General features: G+C 67.1%; 10 protein-coding genes. 6 read left to right on the plus strand and 4 right to left on the minus strand.

What is annotated here, in order from left to right:
- Nucleotides 1-105: 105 nt before the first annotated feature.
- Entirely contained in the window at nucleotides 106-795 is a 690-nt protein-coding gene (locus ACZ6YI_RS04530; protein ID WP_465777596.1) for a DUF2461 domain-containing protein, read from the minus strand.
- A 7-nt stretch (nucleotides 796-802) separates the two neighbouring features.
- Nucleotides 803-2,227, minus strand: coding sequence for an exodeoxyribonuclease I (sbcB, locus tag ACZ6YI_RS04535; RefSeq protein ID WP_465777597.1), 1,425 nt, complete (start codon nucleotides 2,225-2,227; stop codon nucleotides 803-805).
- 65 nt (nucleotides 2,228-2,292) lie between these two features.
- Between sbcB and orn the strand changes: the two genes are divergently transcribed.
- The 4 genes from orn to ACZ6YI_RS04555 all read left to right on the plus strand — a co-directional run bounded on the left by orn (nucleotide 2,293) and on the right by ACZ6YI_RS04555 (nucleotide 6,343).
- Nucleotides 2,293-2,859, plus strand: a complete 567-nt coding sequence (orn, locus tag ACZ6YI_RS04540; RefSeq protein ID WP_440325784.1) for an oligoribonuclease — start codon at nucleotides 2,293-2,295, stop codon at nucleotides 2,857-2,859.
- A 4-nt stretch (nucleotides 2,860-2,863) separates the two neighbouring features.
- A complete protein-coding gene (gene folP, locus ACZ6YI_RS04545; protein ID WP_465777598.1) occupies nucleotides 2,864-3,769 on the plus strand; it encodes a dihydropteroate synthase in 906 nt (301 codons plus the stop codon).
- A 165-nt stretch (nucleotides 3,770-3,934) separates the two neighbouring features.
- A complete protein-coding gene (glmM, locus tag ACZ6YI_RS04550; protein WP_465777599.1) occupies nucleotides 3,935-5,338 on the plus strand; it encodes a phosphoglucosamine mutase in 1,404 nt (467 codons plus the stop codon).
- A 72-nt stretch (nucleotides 5,339-5,410) separates the two neighbouring features.
- A complete protein-coding gene (locus tag ACZ6YI_RS04555; protein WP_465777600.1) occupies nucleotides 5,411-6,343 on the plus strand; it encodes an isopenicillin N synthase family dioxygenase in 933 nt (310 codons plus the stop codon).
- A gap of 362 nt (nucleotides 6,344-6,705) precedes the next feature.
- Here the strand turns inward: ACZ6YI_RS04555 and ACZ6YI_RS04560 are convergent, their stop codons facing one another.
- Complete coding sequence (locus ACZ6YI_RS04560; protein ID WP_465777601.1) at nucleotides 6,706-7,602, minus strand: DMT family transporter; 897 nt, start codon at nucleotides 7,600-7,602, stop codon at nucleotides 6,706-6,708.
- Nucleotides 7,603-7,795: 193 nt separating this feature from the next.
- On the opposite strand from ACZ6YI_RS04560, the gene ACZ6YI_RS04565 reads away from it, so the two are divergent.
- Complete coding sequence (locus tag ACZ6YI_RS04565) at nucleotides 7,796-8,599, plus strand: alpha/beta fold hydrolase (RefSeq protein ID WP_465777602.1); 804 nt, start codon at nucleotides 7,796-7,798, stop codon at nucleotides 8,597-8,599.
- A gap of 153 nt (nucleotides 8,600-8,752) precedes the next feature.
- Here ACZ6YI_RS04565 and ACZ6YI_RS04570 read toward each other — a convergent pair whose 3' ends face one another.
- Entirely contained in the window at nucleotides 8,753-10,900 is a 2,148-nt protein-coding gene (locus ACZ6YI_RS04570) for an AsmA family protein (protein ID WP_465777603.1), read from the minus strand.
- Nucleotides 10,901-11,126: 226 nt separating this feature from the next.
- On the opposite strand from ACZ6YI_RS04570, the gene ACZ6YI_RS04575 reads away from it, so the two are divergent.
- Nucleotides 11,127-22,949, plus strand: a complete 11,823-nt coding sequence (locus tag ACZ6YI_RS04575; RefSeq protein WP_465777604.1) for an autotransporter-associated beta strand repeat-containing protein — start codon at nucleotides 11,127-11,129, stop codon at nucleotides 22,947-22,949.
- Nucleotides 22,950-22,991 lie beyond the last annotated feature (42 nt).

Consider the following 22,991-nt stretch of genomic DNA (forward strand, 5'->3'; position numbering starts at 1 on the left):
GGTGTTTCGCGCGACTTAAATTGTGGGGGGGGGCGGGGGGGGGGGGGGGTGGGGCAGCCCCAAACCCCCCCCCCCCCCCCCCCCCCGCTCCCACAAGAGACAAAGTCAGAACTCGAGTTCCTGTGCCGCGCACAGGTAGTCGACCATCGGCGCCAGGCGCTTGAAGCTGTCGACTACGAACGGCAGCAGCTCCGTCGAGCACGCCATCGCCTCATCGAAATCCTGCCCGGCGGCGAAGTTCTTCCGCTTCAGGTCCTCGATCAGCTCGTGGTTTGCATCGAACCCGCGCGGTGGCCGGCTCAGGCTTTCGCCCCACCACGAAAAGCGCTCCTGAAAGGCCTTGGTGTGCGTCGCCTTCTTCCACGAACCCGGGTTATCCGAAAGAAACTCACGCAGCTTCTTCAGCACCGGCGGCTCCGGATGCCACATGCCGCCGCCGACGAAACACTCACCCGGCTGGATGTGCAGGTAGAAGCCGGGCGCCTGGATCTCATGCCGGCGCTCGTGGAAGAAGCGCGAACCCTGCCAGTTCTTGTACGGCTGCTTGTCGTTGGCGAAGCGCGTATCGCGATGGATCCGGTACAGCGAACCGCCCACCTTGCGCGGGTCCGCGCGGAAGTGCGGGCTGATCTTCGCCAGGGGTGCCTGCATGTCGGTGATCAGCACGGTGAACGGCTCGCGCACGTGGCGCTCGTAGTCGTCCTTGTGGTCGTGGAACCATTCGCGCGAATTGTTGCGGGCCAGCGCCTTGAAGAACTTGAAGGTGGCGGGGGTGAAGTAGGCGGTATGCGGCATAAGGGACTCAGAGCAGGGCTTCGCCCCATGCCTCCAGCTCATCGAGCAGGGGCAGGGGTGCGCCGGGGAGGAGGCGCAGGGTCGCGAGTTCGGTCGTGTAGCCGGCGAGGGTCAGCGTGGTGAGCGGGCCGTGCCGGGTGAGCCGGTCGACGCGGAAGGCCTCCCAGCGTTCGTGTTCGTCGATGGTGAGCGTGTCCGGCCAGTTGCGGGCGCGGTAGCGGAACAGCAGCTCGGCGTAGCGCGGATCGCGGAAGGTGAAACGGCCGCTGCCGAGTTGCGCCGGTGGCGTCGCACGCACTTCCGCCAGCAGGCGGCGGTCGGCATCGGGCAGGAAGCCGCCGTACAGTGCGAGCTCGGGGTCGCCGGCCGGGGGCAGCTCGGCGGCCGAGCCGTACACGCGGCGCAGCTTCTCGGCCAGGTCGGGCGCGTCGCGCAGCATCGCCAGGTGGCGGTCGACCATCGCCATGTCGAGCCCCAGCCGTGCGTGGTCCACGCCCTTCAGTACCGATAGCGGGGCCAGTGCGGGGGCGTGGTTCGCCCGGATGGTGCGCAGGGCGATCCGCTCGACGCCCTCGGGCAGGTCCGCGCGGCTGGTGAATACCCGGTCGGCGATATCGCCGTGTTCCAGGCTGAGCAGGTCGGTGGGGTCCACGCTGAGGTCGTACACGATGACCTCGCCGGCACGCGACGGGTGCGCGGCCAGCGGGACGACCACGGTGAGGCACTGCCGGCTGGCCGGGTAGCGCGACGACACGTGCACGACCGGCGTCATCGCCGCCACGTCCAGCAGTTCGAAGACCCGCTGCTTGCGGCGCAGCCCGAAGTACCAGTCCCACAGTTTCGGCTGGTGGGTGCGGATGAGCCGGGCCAGGCCGATCAGCGCTTCCACGTCGGAGAGCGCGTCGTGCGCCCGGTCCTGCTTCAGCTGGTTCGCCGTGGCCAGGTGCTCCAGCTTGAAGCTGGGCGTGCCGTCCTCGCGCAGCGGCCACTGGATCCCCTCCGGGCGCAGCGCCTGGCACAGGCGGACCAGGTCGATCAGGTCCCATCGGGAGTTGCCGTTCTCGTACTCGCGCGCGTACGGCTCGTAGAAATTGCGATACAGCAGGTGCCGGGTGAACTCGTCATCGAAGCGCAGCGAGTTGTAGCCCACGCCGCAGGTGCCGGGCATGGCCAGCTGCTCGTGCACCACGGCGGCAAAATCGGCTTCGGAGAGGCCCTCGCGCTCGGCCATCTGCGGCGCGATGCCGGTGATCAGGCAGGCCGCGGGCTGCGGGGGCATGTCGCGTGGCGGCTTGCAGTACACCATGACCGGCTCGCCCACGATCTCGAGGTTGGCATCGGTACGGATGCCGGCGAACTGGCTGGGGCGGTCCCGTCGCGGGTCGGCGCCGAAGGTCTCGTAGTCGTGCCAGAAGAAGGTCGGTTCGGCCATCACGCCATCATCGCATGCAGGAGGCGGGGAGGGCGAGGTAGACTGCCCCGACTTAAGGAGCTCCCATGACGCAAGCGCACGAAGACAACCTGATCTGGATCGACCTGGAAATGACCGGGCTGGACACGGATAACGACTCCATCCTGGAGATTGCCACCGTCGTCACGGACAAGGATCTGAACGTGCTTGCCGAGGGCCCGGTCTTCGCGATCAGCCACAGTGATGCCCGCCTCCAGCAGATGGATGCGTGGAACCGCAACCAGCATGGCCGTTCCGGGCTGTGGCAGCGTGCCGTTGAATCCGACGCGTCGCCCGAAGAGGCCGAGAAGGCCACCATCGCCTTCCTCCAGCAGTGGGTGCCCTCGGGCAAGTCGCCGATGTGCGGCAACTCCATCTGCCAGGACCGTCGCTTCCTGCACCGCGAGATGCCGGCGCTGGAGCGCTTCTTCCACTACCGCAACCTCGATGTCTCCACCTTGAAGGAGCTGTCGCGGCGCTGGTCGCCGGAAATCGCGAAGGGCTTCTCGAAGGATTCGGCGCACACGGCGCTCTCCGACATCCGCGATTCGATCGACGAACTGCGCTACTACCGCGGTTTCATGGGTGCCATCGGCGGCAAGCCGCAGGGCTGAGGCCATGGTCGCCAACCTCTTCGCCACCACCCTGGATTGCAACGGCCGCGCGCTGGTGATGGATCGCGCGCGGGTCGCGGGCATCGTCAACGTCACACCGGATTCGTTCTCCGATGGCGGCCAGCATGCCTCGCTCGAGGCTGCCTATGCGCATGCGATGCGGCTGGCGGAGCAGGGCGCCGACCTGCTCGACGTGGGCGGGGAGTCGACCCGTCCCGGCGCGGATGATGTGTCGGCCGAGGAAGAGATCCGCCGGGTCGTCCCGCTGATCGAACGCCTGGCCGCGGCGACCACGCTGCCCATCTCCATCGATACCTCCAAGCCCGAAGTGATGCGTGCCGCCATCGGCGCGGGTGCGGGCCTGATCAACGACGTGTTCGCGCTGCGCCGCGAAGGTGCCCTGGACGCCGCGGCCGAGCTGCGCGTGCCCGTATGCCTCATGCACATGCAGGGCGAGCCGCGCAGCATGCAGGACGACCCGAGCTACGACGATGTCGTCGGCGAGGTGCATCGCTTCCTCACCGACCGCCTTTTCGCCTGCGAGCTGGCCGGCATCGAGCGTAAGCGGGTCCTGGTCGACCCCGGTTTCGGCTTCGGCAAGAACCTGGAGCACAACCTGGCCCTGCTGCGGGCGACCGCGCGGTTCGCCGAACTGGGCGCGGGCGTGTTCATCGGGCTCTCGCGCAAGAGCATGATCGGCCAGCTCACCGGCCACGCCGAGCCGGCCGCCCGGGCCGCCGGCTCCACCGCGGCCGCGCTCATCGCCGTGCAGCGCGGGGCCGTCATCGTCCGCACCCACGACGTGGCCCCCGTGGTCGATGCCGTGAAGGTCTGGGAGGCCGTGAAGGCCGGCGACACCGCGCCCCGGGTCGACAAGCCCGCCATGCCCCGCTGGCCAGACGACGAATAAGCCCGGCTGTCGTGGGAGCGCGCTTGCGCGCGACAGGCCGTGCCGCAAGCCCCATCGCGCGCAAGCGCGCTCCCACACCGAGCCGGTGGGGCCTACGCCATCCGGCGAGGGTCCCAGCCGGCCCCGGCGGGGGTATGATCCCCGTCCCAGGAAGGAGTTAGCACCATGAGCGAACGTAAATACTTCGGAACCGACGGCATCCGTGGCCAGGTCGGTTCCTACCCGATCAGCGCCGACTTCATCCTGCGCCTGGGCCGCGCCGCCGGAGCCGTGCTGGCGCGCCGCCGCAACGCCGACACGCGCCCCACGGGCGCGGGCCCCGACCGGCGCGATCACTCGCGCAAGGTGATCGTGGTCATCGGCAAGGACACACGCGTTTCCGGCTACATGTTCGAGGCAGCCCTGGAAGCCGGCCTGGTGGCCTCCGGGGCCGACGTGCGCATGCTCGGCCCCATGCCGACCCCCGGCGTCGCCTACCTGACCCGCTCCCTGCGCGCCGATGCCGGCATCGTGATCAGCGCCTCGCACAACCCGCACCAGGACAACGGCATCAAGTTCTTCTCCGGCCAGGGCGAAAAGCTCGACGACGAGCTGGAAGCCGAGATCGAGGCCGAGCTGGACGCCGATTTCGCCACCGTGCCCTCCGAGGCGCTCGGCAAGGCCAAGCGCGTGGACGACGCCGTGACCCGCTACGCCGAATTCTGCAAGTCCACGGTCGCCGACGAGTTCTCGCTGAACGGTATGCGCATCGTGCTCGATTGCGCCCACGGCGCGACCTACCAGGTGGCGCCCAAGGTGTTCAGCGACCTCGGCGCGGAGGTGACGACGATCGGCGCCGAGCCGGACGGCCTGAACATCAACCGTGGGATGGGTTCCACCTCGCCCGAGTCGCTGGCTCGCACCGTGCTGGAGAAGGGCGCCGACCTCGGCATCGCCTTCGATGGCGATGGTGATCGCGTACGGATCGTGGACAAGGACGGTACCGTCACCGATGGCGACGACATGCTCTACGTCATCGCGCGCCACTGGAAGCGCAAGGCCGCGCTGCCCGGCCCCGTGGTCGGCACGCTCATGAGCAATTACGGGCTACAGCGCGCGCTCAAGCAGCTGGATATCTCGTTCATCCGCGCCAACGTGGGCGACCGCTATGTGCTGCAGCAGCTGAAGGAACACGGCGGCGTGCTTGGTGGCGAGACGTCGGGGCACGTGCTGTGCCTTGATCGCTTTACCACGGGCGATGGCATCGTCGCCGCGCTGGCCCTGCTCGAGGCCCTGGCCGAATCCGGCGAGACCTTCGCCGAGGCCCGTGCGGGGCTCGTCAAATTGCCGCAGACCATGGTCAACGTCCGGGTGGAAGGCGCCAAGGCCGCGCTCGGCAGCGATACGGTGAAACAGGCGCTGGCCGAGGTGGAAGCGGCCCTGGAGGGCCGTGGCCGCGTGGTCCTGCGCGCCTCGGGCACCGAGCCGCTGGTCCGCGTCACGATCGAAGCCGCCGACGCGGCCGAAGTGGACCGGCTAGCGGGACAGCTTGCGGAAGCCGTAAAATCAGCAGCCCAGGCCGTCGCCTGAGCCCAAATCACGCCTCCGGCCGGCGCGGTCACCCCGCGCCGGCTTTTTCATGCCCGAAAGCAGGTCATTCCGATGAAGAAGGTCCCCACCCTCGATATCCGCCGCTATGAGACCGACCGCGACGCGTTCGTCGCCGAACTCGGCGCCGCGTACCGCGAATTCGGCTTCTGCTGCATCAGCGGCCATGGCATCCCCAAGAGCGACATCGACGCCGCCTACGAAGCCTTCCAGGCCTTCTTCGCCCTGTCGGACGAGGTGAAGCGCAAGTACCACATCCCCGGTGGCGGCGGCGCCCGTGGCTATACCCCGTTCAAGGTGGAAACGGCCAAGGATTCGAAGTTCGCCGACCTGAAGGAGTTCTGGCACGTCGGCCGTGAGATCCCGCGCGACTCGAAGTTCGCCGATGTCATGCCGCCGAACGTGTGGCCGGAAGAAATCCCGTCGTTCAAGGCCGCCGGCTACGGCCTGTACCAGGCGCTCGATAACCTCGGCTCGCGCGTCCTGCGCGCCCTGGCGCTGCACATCAACCTGCCGGAGAACTTCTTCGACGACAAGGTGAACGTCGGCAACTCGATCCTGCGCCCGATCCATTACCCGCCGATCACCCAGTCCGACGTGCCGAACGTGCGCGCCGGCGCGCATGAGGACATCAACTTCATCACGCTGCTGGTTGGCGCCAGCACGGCGGGCCTCGAGGTGTTCAGCGAAGGCGAATGGCTGCCGATCACCAGCGAAGGCGACGCCATCGTGGTGAACATCGGCGACATGCTCCAGCGTCTCACCAACCACGTGTACCCGTCGACGACCCACCGCGTGACCAATCCGGCCGGCGATGCGGCGCGCAAGCCGCGCTATTCGGTTCCGTTCTTCCTGCACCCGAACCCGGATGTGGTGCTGGACGTGCTGCCTTCGTGCATCACCCCGGACAACCCGAAGCGTTACCCGGAGCCGATTACCGCGCACGAGTACCTGCAGGAACGCCTGCGCGAGATCAAGCTGATCTGACATCCCCTTAGCGGGCTTTTCACCGGGAGGGTCGCAGAGTCGATCCTCCCGGTCGTCGTTCCCCCGGAGATTCCCCCATGCCCTCCCGCCCGCGCCCGCAGGCCAAGCGTTCGTCACCCCGTAAAAAGGGCTCCGGCCGGTCCGCAGCCCAGCGCGCCCGCCGCGCCCGCACCATGAAGGCCCGCGGCCGCGCCTGAGCGCCCATCGCGCGCAAGCGCGCTCCCACAAGAGCGACGCTACCCCGTGGGAGCGCGCTTGCGCGCGATTCCCCACAAGAGAACGCAACCCCCTGTGGGAGCGCGCTTGCGCGCGATTCCCCACAAGAGAACGCAACCCCCTGTGGGAGCGCGCTTGCGCGCGATTCAAGGCGCGACGATATCCGAGGGAGCCGCCCGCTCCCCCCGGTGCAGGAAGGGGTGCGCAAACACCGCCCCCAGGATCACGGCGACCCCCAGGTAGAACGCCCAGCCCAGCTCCCGCTGCTCACCCAGCAATGGAATGGCCAGCACGATCGCGTACACCGGCTCGAGGTTCGTCACCATCTGCGTGGCGAACGCCGAGAGGTGCCGTAGCGCCGACAGCGCCAGGGCGAACGGCAGCAAGGTGCAGCCAAACGCAAGCACGATCATCAGCACGGCATCGTGCGCATTGGGCAGCACGAAAGCCGCCCCCGGCATAAGCGGCGCCGCGATCGTCAGGAACACCGTACCCGCGCCCAGTTCGACGCAGGTCACGGTCAGCGAATCGGCGTGTTCGATGTAGCGCTTGTTCAACGCGCCGAAGAACGCCACGAAGAGGGCGGAAAGTACACCGACCGCCAAGCCGAGCCGCATGTCGCCCGGCAGGCCGCCAGCCACCAGCGCCACGCCCGGCACGACGGCGGCCCCCAGCAACAGCTCCCGGGCCTCGAACGGCCGCTTCGCGATCCACGGCTCCACCACGGAAAGGAACGCCGGGCACATCGCGATGCATGTCGCGGCCACGGAGGCATTCGCCAGCTTGATCGCGCCGTAGAACGTCAGCCAGTGCAACGCCACGACCACGCCCGTACCCGCATAGATCAGCAGCAGGCGCGGCGGTAACGCCCGTAGTCCGCGCCACACCCGCGGCACGCAGAGCAGCGCCGCCGAAACCAGCAGCATGCGCCACCAGACCAGCGGCAGGGCGGGCAGGGTGATCAGCTTCCCGAGGATGGCCGTAAAGCCCCACAGCAGGACACAGAAATGGATCTGGAAAAGGGCTTTGCGGGTCGGCGACATGCGCGCACTTTACCGGACCCGAGCTCGTGGGAGCGCGCTTGCGCGCGATGGGTGCTCGCGCGGGGTCGCCCCCGTAGGAGCCCACCCTGTGGGCGACATCTTTCGCCCCGACACAGCAGGCCCTGTGGCTCTGTCCGCGAAAGATGTCGCGCGCAAGCGCGCTCCTACAGGGGGGACTGTTACAGTCCGGCGTATGACGCTGACTGATGACGACCTGACCGGGCTGCAAACGAACGGGGTTCCGCCCCTGCCGGTTCCGGTCCTCGAGGGACGGCTGGAACACGCCGGCGACACGCTCTGGTATGGCGTCTTCGGTACCGGCGAGCCTGTCGTGCTTCTCCACGGCGGCATGGGCAGCAGCGAGAACTGGGCTTACCTCATTCCGGAACTGGTCGCCCACGGCTACCAGGCCATCGCCATCGACAGTCCCGGCCAGGGCCGCAGTCGCTGGGGCGGTGGGCCCTTCAGCTACCGAGGCATGGCCCATCAGGTCATGGCGATCATGGATGCGCTCGGCGTCGCCCGTGGCGCCATCGTGGGCTGGAGCGACGGCGCGGACACGGGGCTGGTCCTGGCGGATATCGCACCGGAACGGGTGTCACGGTTGTTCTTCTTCGCGTGCAACGTCGACCCGGGTGGCGTGAAGCCGTTCGAGTTCACGCCGGTCATCGGCCGCATCCTGGAGAACCACCGCAGCACGTATGCGCGGCTTTCCCCGCACCCGGCGCGCTTCGACGAGGTGTTCGAGGCGGTACAGGTGATGCAGTCGACGCAGCCGGACTACACGTCGGTGCAGCTCGCGACGATCGATGTACCGACGGTGGTGGCGCTTGGCGAAGCCGATGAGTTCATCAAGCGCGACCATGCCGAGTATCTTGCCCGGGCACTGCCTGGCGGGACGTTCCGCCTGCTCCCTGGCGTCACCCACTTCGCACCACTGCAGCGCCCGGCCTTGTTCAACGCGGCTGTGATCGAGTTCCTGGCCGCCACCCTGTAGCGCTTGCGCGCGACATCTTTCGCGGACTGAGCTACAGGGGCTGATGGGTTCAGGCGAAAGATGTCGCCCACAGGGTGGGCTCCTACGGGAGCGACGTCTGCGCAAGCACCTATCGCGCGCAAGCGCGCTCCCACAACGGCGCGTATCAGCCGATTACTTCGTGTTGGTCTTGCCCGGCGGGGGTGCTTTTGGCGGGGCCTTCTTCAGGTCGTCGAGCAGCGGCTGGCAGGTGACGGCGTTGGCCTTGCCGCTCTCCGGTACCATCAGCGGCGCAAGGGCAGCGACCGGCGCCGCGAAGAACAGCGCCACGGCGCCACCGCCGCGCAGGATCAGCGGGCCCGCATGCACACCCGGCGACGGGTTGGCGAATGTGCCATGCACGTACAGCGGCGAGCGCAGCGAGAAGATGCGGAAGCCCTTGGTGTGCGGCACGATATCCAGGTTGAGCTTCTCGTCCTTGAAATTGATATCGCCGTTGACGTTGATCAGGGCCTTTTCGGTATCCAGCGCGAACACGCGCGATTCCATGTCGCCGTCGGTCGCGACCAGGTCGGCGGCCATGCAATTGATCTTCACCACGTCGTCGCCGAAGAACTTACCGACGACATAGCTGCCCACGTTCAGGCCGGCCAGCTCGAGGAGTGACGAGCTCACCGCACCATCGTTGATCAGCAGCTTCAGTTCGCCATTGGAGCTGCCCAGCAAGGCCGCCGGCGAATTGCCCACGGCAGTGAACGACGCATCGCCATTCATCTCGCCGAAGCTGGTCTGCATCGGCGCGAAGGTCGGGAACAGCTCCTTCAGCTTCATATGGCGCGCGCCCAGGTTCAGCCGGCCCTTCATCGGCTCGGCCGATCCATCCAGGCGGATATTGCTGCCGACCGTACCGCCGGCCACGCCGAACTTCAGCGGATCCAGGGTCAGCACCGCATCCTTCATGATCAGGTGCGTCTCGACATTGCTGATCGGCAGGCGCTCGCCGTGGACGATCTTCGCCCCGACGAAACGCACGTCGGCATCCATCGCATTCCAGCGATCGGTCTTGAACGGCTCGACCGGGAGCACCTTGCCATCCGGCTGCTTCTTCGCATCGCCGCGCTCGGCCTTCTCCGCGTCGCTTCCACCACCGACCAGAGGGGCCAGATCGCTGAAGAGCAGCTGGTTCGAACGCAGGTTGCCGGTCAGGCTGGGGCGCTTGCCGCCGGTATTAAAGGTGAGCGTGCCACCCAGGTCGCTGCCACCGACCTTGCCGGTGAAGTTTTCATACACGAACGTGCTGTTGTTCTTCTTCAGGTTGGCCTTGAGGTGACCTTCCGTCGCGAAGGGCGGGGTGTCGGGCAGGGTGATGCCGGTGAGGTCATAAAGGTGCGACATGCTGGTGCCCGAGAACCACAGGCGGATATCCAGCGCGCCCATGTTGATCGGATCGGTCAGCGTGCCGACGAAGGCGATATGCGTATCGCCGAAGCGCGCATCGGCCTGCACCGGGAACGGACGGTTCGCTTCGCGCAGCGCGAGGACGCCGCCAGTCCGCGCCTTGGCCTCGACCGTCGACTTCTTGTACGTGCCCTTCGCATCCCACGCGAACTGGTAGACCTGCTTGCGCTTGGTCTCGTCGTTGCGGTCGTTTTCGTCGGCCTTGCTCTTCGCCATCTGCTTCGAGCTGGCACCCGTGGTCTTGTTCGCCTGCGCGCGGGAATCCTTTTCCTGCTGGGCCATGATCTCGTCGAAAGGAATGCCTTTGCCAAGCGGCGTCACGTCGATACCCATCTTGATCTGCATCTGCGCATCGTCGAAATCGATGTGGCCCTTGTCGAAAGCGAGGGCGTTGAGTTCGAGCTGCCACTCGGAGGGGCCGCTGCTTTCGGGCAGCTTGAACGTCCAGGTGTTCGTGCCGTCCTTCTGTCGTTCCAGCGCTATCGCCGGCTGGCCAAGGCGGATCTCCGGCACCACGATGCGGTGTGCGATGAGCGGGAACGGCGCGAGGCGGAAGTCAATCGAGTCCAGGTGGGCGAAACGGTTGTTCTTAGCCCAGCTCGGGTTGGTCACCACGATGTCGCGGGCCGTGAAGTGTGGCCACGGGATCAGGCTCGCCAGCCCGCCCTGGCCTGGCTCGCGGGCCCAGTGCGCACTGATGTCGCCCTGGATGGCGAACGGGCGGCCGATGGCTTCCGAGACCTTTTCGTTGATCGTCGGCTTCAGCCGGTTCCAGTCGAAGAACGCGATGAAGAGGATCACGGCGACGATCAGCAGCACAAGGATGCCGAGCACCCACGCCAGGATTTTCCTGCCTCGCCGCATTGGCCCTCTCCGTATTAGTGCACATGCGCACTTGGTAACGCGATAAGCGCCAAGGTTATGTGTTCGCGGCACGGGACGATTAAGCAACGTGTGTGCCGTGTGAGGATGGCTTGCGCGAAAGCTTGCCTTATTGGCTTATAGCAATGCCTCTTTCGTGCAGTCCCACCGTGGTACCGCTGCCTAAGCTGCCCCTGCAACCACCATGGACATGGCAGGGGTAAATCCAATGAGCCAGCGCGCAGCGCACGTACGTCGTCTTCCACGCCGCAAGGGGATCTACCTCGCGCTGGCTTCCCTCCTTGCCATGCCGCTCGTGCCCACGGTGGCGCTGGCGCAGTCGTGCACGCTTACTGGCAGTACCTATAACTGCTCAGGCGGCGTCATCAATGTGCCGCCAACCCTCACCGGCAATAACGTCACGGTGAACATCGCCTCCGGCACGACGATGACGGTGCCGCTGCTGGGTTCTGGTCCGCCGATCAACTTCACGGGCAACGGCTTCACGCTGAATAACTCGGGCATCATCGACCCGTCCCTGGGTGGCATCAACCTGGCGAACCCGTCGGTGTTCATCGGGAACGCCACCGCCAACACCATCAACGTCAACAACCTGTCCAACGCCTATATCCGTGGCGTGTTCAACGTGGGCTCACTACTGGGTCTCGGTGGCCAGGCGTTGCAGCTGCAGAACGGCAGCGGCGGCGTCACCAACATCACGAACAATGGCACGATCGAAATGTCGCTGCTGGGCGGCGGCACGGTCAAGGCGGCCGATGCGGTTGCCATCGTGTCGTACGGCGGTGCGCAGACCAACATGGTGAACAACGGCACGATCACCGGCCGTACTGGCTTCCTTACCTCGGCTGCGGTCGGCAGCGGCAATACGTTCATCAACAACGGTACGGTCAATGGCAGCGTGGCCCTGGGCGATGCCGCCGCGGGCAATACATTCACCGCGGTGTCCGGGTCACGCGTCATCAGCGATGGCGTCGAAGTGGCGCTGAACGTGCTCGGCCTCCTTACGATCAAGATCGCCGCGGCGGGCACGGTCGACGGTGGTACGGGTAACAACGACTCCCTGGTGCTGCAGAATTCGCCCACGGGTCCGGGCTCCGGCACCACGGGCGCGATCACGGACATCAACGGCGCCGTCTACAGGAACTTCGACCACCTGGTCGTCAATAGCGGCACCTGGAACCTGCTCGGCCCGGTGGCAGTCGCGGATACCCGGATCAACGACGGCCTGGTGAACTTCAATAACGCCGCCGCCTTCGGCCCGGGCACGCTCACCGCGAATGGCGGCACCATCGCATCAAGCTCGGGCACGGCGCTCGCGCTCACGAACGCGGTGTCGCTCGGTGGGCGGCTGACACTGGGTGGCAGCAATGCCTTCGCCCTGAACGGTGTGCTTACCGGCTCGGGCGGCCTCAACGTCACCAACACGGCCGTCGTCACCCTCGGCGGCGCGAACCTGTTCACGGGCGGGGTGAATCTCAACGCGGGCGGGTTGCTGCTCACGAATGCCGGCGCACTGGGCACCGGCACGCTGACGGTGGGCGGCAACGCAACGCTGGATACCTCCGCGCAGAACTTCAACTTCGTCAACAACATCATCGTTAATCCCAGCACCACGCTGAGCCTGCTCGGTAGCCAACCGCTGGCCCTGAATGGCACGCTGTCCGGCTCGGGTAACCTGACCAAGGGCGGCCCGGGCACCCTGACGCTCGGCGGCGCTTATGGGTTGACCGGTGCCTTCAACGTCACCGGCGGCGGCGTTGTGCTGGGCTCGGGTGGCTCGCTCGCCGCGAGCACGGCACTGAACCTGGGTGCGGGTACGACCGTGGATCTTTCGGCGGCCCCCAACCAGACGATCCTTTCCCTGGGGGGTAACGGCTCGGTGACGCTCGGTAGCAAGACGCTTACCCTGGGCGGCATCAACTCGAGCATGAGCTACGCGGGCACGTTGTCGGGGTCGGGCGGACTGGTCAAGGTGGGCTCGGGCATCCTCACGCTTTCGGGCAACAACTCGACGCTTACCGGTGGCGTCGCGCTCAATGCGGGCGGCCTCGTGCTGGGCAATGCCAATGCGCTCGGCACCGGCGCCTTGTCCGTCGGCGGTGCGGTCAGCCTCGATACCAATGCGGCCCTGACCCTCACCAACAACGTGGTCCTCGGCGCCGGCAGCAGCCTGAGCCTGCTCGGCGGGCAGCCCCTGGTCTTCAACACCGGCGTCATCAGCGGCACCGGCAGCCTGGTGAAAAACGGCGCATCGCTGCTGACGCTGAATGGCGCGAACACGTACAGCGGTGGTACCACGACGTTCGGCGGCGGCCTCCTGGTCGGCAATAACGCGGCCCTGGGCACGGGTGCGCTGAATGTCAATGCGAATACGACCATCGATGCGTTGGCACCGGGCATCGCGCTGGGCAACAACGTCAACCTTGGCGGTGGCGCAGCCCTCAATGTGCTCGGCGGCCAGCCGTTGACCTTCAACGGGGTGATCGCGGGTACGGGTGCGTTGCAGAAGAACGGCGCGTCCACGCTCACCCTTGGCGGGGCCAACACATTCACCGGTGGCCTCACGGTCAACGCCGGTAGCGTCGCTCTTGGCGCAGGTGGCAGCCTGGCCGCCTCGGGCCTGGTGAACCTCACCGCCGCGGGGGCGGGCTTCGATATCTCGGCCGCGGGCAACCAGGTCATTGGCGGCCTTGCGGGGGTCGCCGGCACGACCGTGGCGCTCGGTGCAAATACGCTGACGTTTGGCAGTGACGGCGCCAGCCGCACCATGGACGGCATCATTTCCGGCTCGGGCGGCCTGGTGAAGACAGGTGTCGGCGTGCAGACGCTCGGTGGCGCAAACACCTTCACGGGTGGTGTCACGCTTAACGCCGGTGGGCTCATCCTTGGAAATGCCGGGGCGCTCGGCAGCGGTGCGCTCACCGTGAGTGGCGCGAGTACGCTCGGTACCTCTGGCGCCTACACGATCACCAATAACATCAACCTGGGCGCCGGGCTGACGCTGGCCGGTACAAACGATACGACGCTTGGTGGCGTGATCACCGGCGCGGGCAGCCTTACGAAGAACGGCGCGGGCACCACGCTGACGCTGGGCAGCGCAAATACCTTCACCGGCGGCGTGAACCTCAACGCGGGCACGCTTCAGTTGGGCAACCCTGGCGCCCTTGGCACGGGTGCGCTGAATGTCGGCGGTAGCGCCACGCTGGGTTCGACCGGCGTGCTCAACCTCACCAATGCGGTGAACCTCGGCACAGGCGCGGTCCTTACGCTGCCCGGCAACACCGCCACGACACTCGGCGGCGTGGTTGCTGGCACGGGTGCGCTCACGAAGACGGGCACGGGCCTGCTCACGCTCAATGGGGTGAACACCTTCAGCGGTGGGCTGAACGTCAGCGGCGGCGGCCTGGTGGTCGGTAACAGCAATGCGCTGGGTACCGGTGCCTTGACTGTCAGCAGTGCGACCACGCTCGACAGCACGGCCGCCGTCAGCCTCGCGAACAACGTGAACCTTGGCGCGGGTCTCAACCTGCTCGGCAGCCAGAACGTGGCGCTCGGTGGCGTCGTGTCCGGCACGGGCGGTCTCATCAAGAACGGCGGTTCGGTGCTCACGCTCGGTGGCGCTAATGCGTTCAGTGGCGGCGTGAACCTCAATGCCGGCGGCCTGGTGCTCGGTAACAGTGGCGCCCTGGGTACCGGTTCACTCAATGTCGGTGCCAACGCCACGCTCGATACCTCGGCGGCGGTAAACACGACCAATAACGTGGCCCTCGCCGCGGGCGCCAACCTCAATGTGCTTGGCAGCAACGCACTGACCCTCGGTGGCGTCGTGTCGGGTACGGGCGGCCTCACCAAGAACGGCGATGCCACGCTGACGCTTGGCGCCGCCAATACCTACTCCGGCGGCACGACGGTCGCGGGCGGCACGCTCGCCCTCGGCGCGGGCGCGAGCCTCGCCAATACCGGCGATGTGAACCTCGCCACTGCGGGCGCCACGTTCGATATCTCGGGTAGCGGCGCCAACCAGACCATCGGCTCGCTCAGCGGTGTCGGCGGTACCACCGTGAGCCTGGGTAGCCAGGTGCTGACGTTCGGCAAGGCGACCAACCAGACCTATAGCGGCATCTTCACCGGCACCGGTGGCATCGTGAAGGTCGGTTCCGGCGTGGAGACGCTCAACGGTGCCAGCACCTTCAGTGGCGGCACGTCGCTCAACGCGGGCGGGCTGATCGTCGGCAACAACAGCGCACTCGGTACCGGCACGCTCACGGTGGCGGGCGCTTCGACGCTCGACAGCAATGGCCCGGTGGCCCTGGCCAACAACATCGCGCTGAATGCCGGCCTCACGGTGCTTGGCTCCAACGCGCTCACGTTGAACGGCGTGCTGAGTGGTACGGGTGGCCTGACGAAGAACGGTTCGTCCGTGCTCACCTTGAATGGCGCGAACACGTATACCGGCGGCACCACGGTGAACGCCGGTACGCTGGCACTCGGTGCGAATGCCAGCCTCGCGTCCAGCGGCATCCTCAACCTCGTCACCGGCAGCACGCTGGATCTCTCGGCCGGCAATGGCACGCAGAGCTTCGGCACGCTGATCGGCGGTGGCACCATCAACCTCGGTGCGAACACCGTCACCCTCGGCGGCCCGACCGACGGCACGTTCAGCGGTGCGATCGCGGGCACGGGCGGCCTCATCAAGCAGGGCGCGGGCAAGGAAACGCTCACGGGCGCCAACACTTTCACGGGCGGCACGCTGATCAATGCGGGCACGCTGGCTCTCGGTGCCGGTGGCAGCCTCGCCGCCACCGGTGGCGTAAACCTCACGGCAGCGGGTACGGGCTTCGACATCAGCGGCGGTGGCAACCAGACCATCGGCGTACTGAACGGTGTCACGGGTAGCACCGTGACCCTCGGTGCCAATACGCTGACCCTCGGTGGTGTCAGCAACGGCAGCTACGATGGCGTGATCGGCGGCACCGGCGGCCTGGTGAAGAACGGCCTGGGCATCCAGGAGCTGGGTGGCGCGAATACGTTCAGCGGTGGCGTCACGCTCAATGCGGGCGGCCTCTTGCTCGGGAATAACAACGCGCTCGGCTCGGGCACGCTGACGGTCGGTGGCTCGGCTTCGCTCGATGCGAATACCCCGGTGACGGTGGGTAATGCCATTGCCATCGCATCGGGCGCCGCGCTCGACCTCGCAGGCAGCAACGCGATGACGCTCGGCGGCACGATCTCCGGCGCTGGTGCGCTGGTGAAAGATGGCGCCGCAACGGTCACGCTGACAGGTACCAACACGTATAGCGGTGGCACCACGATCAACGCGGGCACGCTGGCCCTTGGCGCTGGCGGCAAGCTCGCTGCCACCGGCGATGTGAACCTCACGACGGCGGGTGCGGCGTTCGATATTTCCGCCAGTGGCGCGAACCAGACGATCGGTTCGTTGAGCGGCGTGACCGGAACGACCGTAGGCCTGGGTGGGCAGACGCTCACCTTTGGCAATGCGACAGACCACGCGTACAACGGCGCGATTACCGGCACCGGTGGCATCGTCAAGGTCGGCGCAGGCGTGGAGACCCTCGGCGGCGCGAGCACCTTTAGCGGCGGCACCGCGCTGAATGCGGGCGGCCTGGTCGTAGGCAACAACAGTGCCCTCGGCACGGGCGCGCTCACCGTCGGTGGCGCGGCGACGCTCGATAGCAACGGTCCGGTGGCGCTGGCGAACAACGTCGTCCTGAATGCGGGCCTGACCGTGCTCGGCAACAATGCGCTTACCCTCGACGGTGTGCTCAGCGGCAACGGCGGCCTGACCAAGGACGGTGCCGCGACACTGACCTTGACGGGTGCCAACACCTACACCGGTGGCACCAACATCAACGCCGGCACGCTGGCCCTCGGCGCCGGTGGGAGCCTCTCGGCGAGTGGCACGGTGAACCTGGCAAGCAATGCCACGCTGGATGTGTCCGGTGGCACCGGCACGCAGACGGTGGGTACGCTGACGGGTAACGGCAATGTGGCGCTCGGTGCGAACAGCATCGCGCTGGGCGGTGGGGCTAACGGCACGTTCGGCGGAAGCATCGGCGGCACGGGCGGCCTGGTGAAGCAGGGCGCAGGCACGCAGACGCTCACCGGCGCCAGTACTTTCACCGGCGGCACCACGATCAATGCCGGCACGCTCGCCCTTGGCGCGGGCGGTAGCCTGGCCGCCACGGGCGCGGTGAACCTCGCCGCGCCGGGTACGGTGTTTGACGTGAGCGCCACCACCGCGCCCGCGATCGGCGCGCTCAATGGCGCGGCGGGCACCACGGTCTCGCTGGGTTCCAACACGCTTACCCTGGGCAATGGGGACGGGAACGGCACGTTCGGTGGCACGATCGGCGGTACCGGCGGGCTGGTGAAGAACGGGACCGGCACCCAGGTATTGAGTGGCACCAACACCTATACCGGTGGCACCACGATCAACGCGGGCACGCTGGCCCTCGGTGCCGGCGGAAGCCTCGCGTCCGGCACCGATGTGAACCTCACCACGGCAGGCGCGGGCTTCGATATCTCGGGCAGCGGCGCGAACCAGACGGTGGGTTCGCTATCCGGCGTGGCAGGGACCAACCTCAACCTCGGCAACGAGACGCTCACCTTCGGTAACGCGGCCAACCATGCCTTCGATGGCGTTATCGCCGGTGCGGGCGGCCTAGTGAAGAATGGTGCGGGCATCCAGGAACTGGGTGGGGTCAGCACGTTCACGGGCGGCATCACGCTCAACAACGGCGGCCTGCTCGTTGGCAACAACAGCGCGCTTGGCACGGGTACGCTGACCGTGGCAGGCGCCGCATCGCTGGATAGCACCAGCCCGGTCACGCTCGGCAACAACATCGTGCTCAACGCCGGCCTGACCGTCCCGGGCACGAATAACCTGACACTCGATGGCAGCCTCTCCGGTGCCGGCGGCCTGGTGAAGAACGGTAACGCGCTGCTGACCTTGAACGGCGCGAACACGTACACGGGTGGCACGGAGATCAACGCCGGCACGCTCGCCCTGGGAGCGAATGCCAGCCTCTACGCCAACGGCGTCGTGTACCTCGCCGACGGCGCGCTGTTCGATCTGTCGGCCGGCAACGGCACCCAGACCATCGGCACGCTCGTCGGCTCCGGCATGGTCAATGTCGGCGGCAACAACATCAATGTCGGTGGGGCGACGGACGGCACCTTCAGCGGTTCCATCGGCGGTACGGGTAGCCTCACCAAGCTTGGCACGGGCACCGAGACGCTCACCGGCACCAACACCTACACTGGCGGCACCTTCATCAACGAGGGGACGCTTGCGATCGGCGCGGGCGGCAGCCTTTCGCCGCAGGGTGCGGTGACGATCGCGGCGCCTGGCGCGGCCTTCGACATCACGGCGGCCGGCAACCAGGCCGTGGGGTCGCTCAACGGCGTGGCCGGCGGCATCGTGTCGCTGGGCGGCAACACGCTCACGATCAATGGCACTGCCAATGGATCCGTCGCGAGCACGATCACCGGCACCGGTGGCCTCGTGAAGGATGGCGCGAACACGCTGACGCTGAATGGCGCGAACACGTTCTCCGGCGGCGTTACCCTCAACGAGGGCACGCTTGCCATCGGGAACAACGCAGCGCTCGGAACCGGTGCGCTGACCGTGGCGGGTGCGGGCACGCTGGATGCTTCCGTGCCCACGCCCACGGCGATCGATAACGACATCCTGCTCAACGCCGGCCTGACCTTCGCCGGCAGCAACGCCCTCACGCTCGGTGGCGTGCTGTCGGGCGCAGGTGGCCTCACGAAGGATGGCGCGGCCACGCTCACGCTCACCAACGCGAACACCTATACCGGTGGCACCACCATCAATGGCGGCACGCTCGCCATTGGCGCGGGCGGCAGCCTGGCCTCGACCGGCGCCGTAAACGTCAACTCCGGCGGCACGTTCGATATCTCGGCGGGCGGCAACCAGGCGATCGGTTCGCTTGGCGGCACCGCAGGTAGCAACGTGACCCTGGGCGGTAGCTCCCTCACGCTCGGCGGTACGAGCAACAGCACGTACGACGGCGTGATCACGGGCAGCGGTGGCCTCATCAAGGACGGCGCCGGTACGCAAACCCTAAACGGCGCGAACACCTTTACCGGTGGCGTCACGCTGAATGATGGTGGCCTGGTGCTTGGCAACAACGCCGCATTGGGCACGGGCACGCTCACGGTGGGCGGCGCATCGACGCTCGATACGAATACGGCCCTGACGCTGACCAACGACATGGTGCTCAATGCCGGGCTCGACGTGCTCGGCAGCAACGACCTGACCCTCAACGGCGATCTCAGTGGCACGGGCAGCCTGTCGAAGGACGGTGCGGCAACGCTCACCTTGAATGGCACCAACACGTACACCGGTGGCACCTACATCAACGCCGGCACCCTGGCGCTGGGCGCGGGTGCGAGCCTTGCTTCCACCGGCATCGTGAACCTCGCCACCGGTGCCACGTTCGATCTCTCGGCGGGCAACGGCACGCAGCAGTTCGGCACGCTGATCGGCGAAGGCACGGTCAACCTCGGCGACAACGCGCTGGTGGTGGGCGGCCCGACCGACGGCACGTTCGGTGGTTCGATCGCCGGCACCGGCAGCCTGACCAAGGTGGGCACCGGCACCGAGACGCTGACCGGGACCAACACGTACACCGGAGGCACGTTCATCGATGCCGGTATCCTGGCGATCGGCGCGGGCGGCAGCCTTTCTCCGACCGGCGCAGTGACGCTTAACGCCGCGGGTACGGGCTTCGACATCGCCGGAGCGAATGGCGATGTCACCATCGGCCAGCTCGCCGGCGTGGCCGGCAGCGCCGTCACCCTCGGCGGCAACGGTCTGGTACTCAATGGCGTCGGTAACGCGACCTACGACGGCATCATCAGCGGCACCGGCCGCCTGGTGAAGAACGGCCTCGGCACGCAGGTGCTAGGCGGAGCGAACACCTTCAGCGGTGGCGTCACGCTCAACGCCGGCACGCTCGTCGCGGGCGACGATGCCGCGCTGGGCACGGGCACCTTCATCGTCGGCGGCGATGCGACGCTGGACACCAGCGCTGCAGTGACACTCGCCAACGATGTGGCACTCAACGCGGGGCTCACCGTCGCCGGTAGCAACGACACCACGCTGGCCGGGTCCATCTCGGGTGGTGGCAGCCTCACCAAGAACGGCGCTGCGACGCTCACCCTCAGCGGTGCCAACAGCTACACCGGCGGCACGACGATCAACGCGGGCACGCTCGCGGTTGGCGCGGGCGGCAGCCTTTCGCCGGACGGTGCAGTGAACCTCGCTGGCACGGGTACGTTCGACATCAGCGCGGGCGGTGACCAGTCGATCGCTTCGCTCAACGGCGTCGCCGGGAGCACGGTCGCGCTCGGTGGCAGCACGCTGACGTTGGGCGGCGCCACGGACGCCATCGTGAACAGCACGATCACCGGCACCGGTGGCCTGGTGAAGAATGGCGCGGGCAACCTGGGCCTGGGCGGCGCGAACATCTTCAGCGGTGGCGTCACGCTCAATGCGGGTGGACTGGTGCTCGGCAACAACCAGGCGCTCGGTACGGGCGCGCTGACCGTCGGTGGCGCGGCGTCCCTCATGGGTACCGGGCCGCTTGCGCTGGCGAACGACATCGCGCTCAACGCCGACCTCAACCTCCTCGGTGACGACGCGCTGTCTCTGGATGGCGACATCAGCGGCACGGGCCGCCTGTTCAAGCTGAACCTGAAGGCGCTCGCGCTCAACGGCAACAACACGTACTCCGGCGGCACCACGGTGGATGGCGGTTCGCTCACCGTCGGCAGCGACACCGCCCTGGGCAGCGGCGATCTCGCCATCAACAACGCGACGCTGGAAGCAGGCACCACGGTGACCCTGCCGAACAGCGTGAGCGTGGGTGCCGATGGCGTCACCGTGGATGGCTCGAACGACCTCACGCTCAACGGCGCGCTCTCCGGCACAGGTGGTATCGACAAGGAAGGCACCGGCACCTTGACCCTCGGCGGCTCGCTGGCGGATTACACCGGCAACCTCACCGTCAATGCCGGAACGCTCAATGCCACGGATAGCTACATGGGCGGCGTGTCCGTCGGCGCGGGCGCGACGGCCGGCCTGAACGGCGCAGCGAACAACGTGACCGCCACGGGCCCGATCGCCGGCACGCTCAACCTCGGCGGCGGCAGCCTGAACCTCACCTACGGCAACCTGCCGACGGTGACCGGCACCGTGAACGGCAACGCGGGCACCACGCTCAACATCGGCGGCGACGGCGAAGGCACGCTGCAGAACGGCGTCTTCAACGGCATCGGCAACCTCAACGCCCCCGCGGGCACGCTCGTGATCGGCGCAGGCACCAACGTCACTTTCGCCGGCGGTACGACGATCGGTGGCAACCTCGTGGTGAACGGCACGCTGGGCGGCCCGGTCACGGTGGGTAATGGCGGCGGTGTGGTGGGTGGCGGCACGATCACCGGGCCGGTCACGGTCGATAACGGCACGGTCGCCCCGGGCGGTATCCCGGGCGCGAGCGGCGCCGCGGCCGACACTGGCACGGCGGGTACGGTGCTCACCACCGGCGGCCTGAACCAGACCGGCAATTCGCACACGGTCATCCACATCAATCCCAACGGCAGCAACGACAGCATCGTCTCGAACGGGCCGACAACGGTGGGCGGTACGCTGACGACCACGCCCGTAGGCAATGGCAGCTTCGGCAACTCGACGACGTATACCGTCGTGACCTCGAACACACCGATCAACGGCACGTACGGCAGCGTGGTGAAGGGTGACCTTCCGTTCCTCGATGAAGGCGTGACCACGAACGGCAACACCGTCACGGTGACCCTGAGCCAGGCCGGCACGGGCGGCCCGGTGAGCCCGGGTGGCGAGGGCACCGGTTTCGACCAGTTCCCGGGACTCACGCCGAACCAGGGCGCAGGCGCTGGCGTGCTGCAGGGTGCGGCCGGGCAGGGCGCGGCCACGGGTAGCGAACCACTGCCGACCTTGCTGGGCTACCTGCGCGGCCTGCACTCGGCGCAGGTGCACAGTGCCTTCGACTCGCTCACCGGCGAAACGTATGCGTCGGCCGCACAGGCGGAACTCACCGGGCAGAGCCAGTACCAGGATTCGGTGTTCTACCGCCTGAAGCTGGATCGCGATACGGGTGAGCGTGGCACGGCGGTGTGGACCGAGCCGTATACCTCAAGCAGCGATCTCTCGCGGAGCGCGAACGTGGCACGGGCCGATTACCGAATTCACGGCATCGTGGTCGGTACCGATACGGATCTCGGCAACGACTTCCGCGCCGGTGTGCACATGAACCTGGCCAACGCGCGGACGGAAGTGCACAGCCGCGGCGATTACACCGACGTGGACCAGGCGGCGGTTGGCCTGCATGCCCTGTACTTCAACGACAAGCAGTTCTGGATCGAAGGCCTGGCGTCGTACGGCTGGCATGATGGCGACAGCCATCGCCGGATCAACGTCGGTGGCTACACGCCGGAAGCGCGCGGTGACTACGACGGCAAGTCGACCAACGGCGCCATCGAGAGTGGCTTCCGCTTCAACGTCGGCAACGCGATGCATCTCGAACCGTTCGTCGGCGCGTACTACAGCAAGGTCAAGTACGACAGCTTCACGGAAAAGGGCGCGGGCGATGCGGACCTGAAGGTGGGCAAGGCCTCGGCGACCAGCATGCAGTACGGCGCCGGCCTGCGCCTGTCGGGCGATGTGGACCTGGGCGTGGCGGGCACGAAGCTGCACCCGATCGCGATGGTGCGTTACCTGCACAACACGAAGGACGATACGGTCTCGGTGAACAACAGTTTCGCCGGCCTCCCGACCGACAGCTTCGCCGTGGAAGGCTCACGCCCGATGAAGAACCACTGGCAGGGTGCGGTAGGCGCCAGCTTCGACTTCACGCCTGCGGCCAGCGCGTTCGTCTACTACAGCACCGACCGTGCGACGCACACCCGCAGCGATGCGGTGAACCTGGGGGTGCGCTGGAACTTCTGACGTAGTCGCAAGCTATCGCGTGCAAGCACGCTCCCACAAAGA

Source organism: Luteibacter sp. NPDC104163, assembly GCF_055584245.1.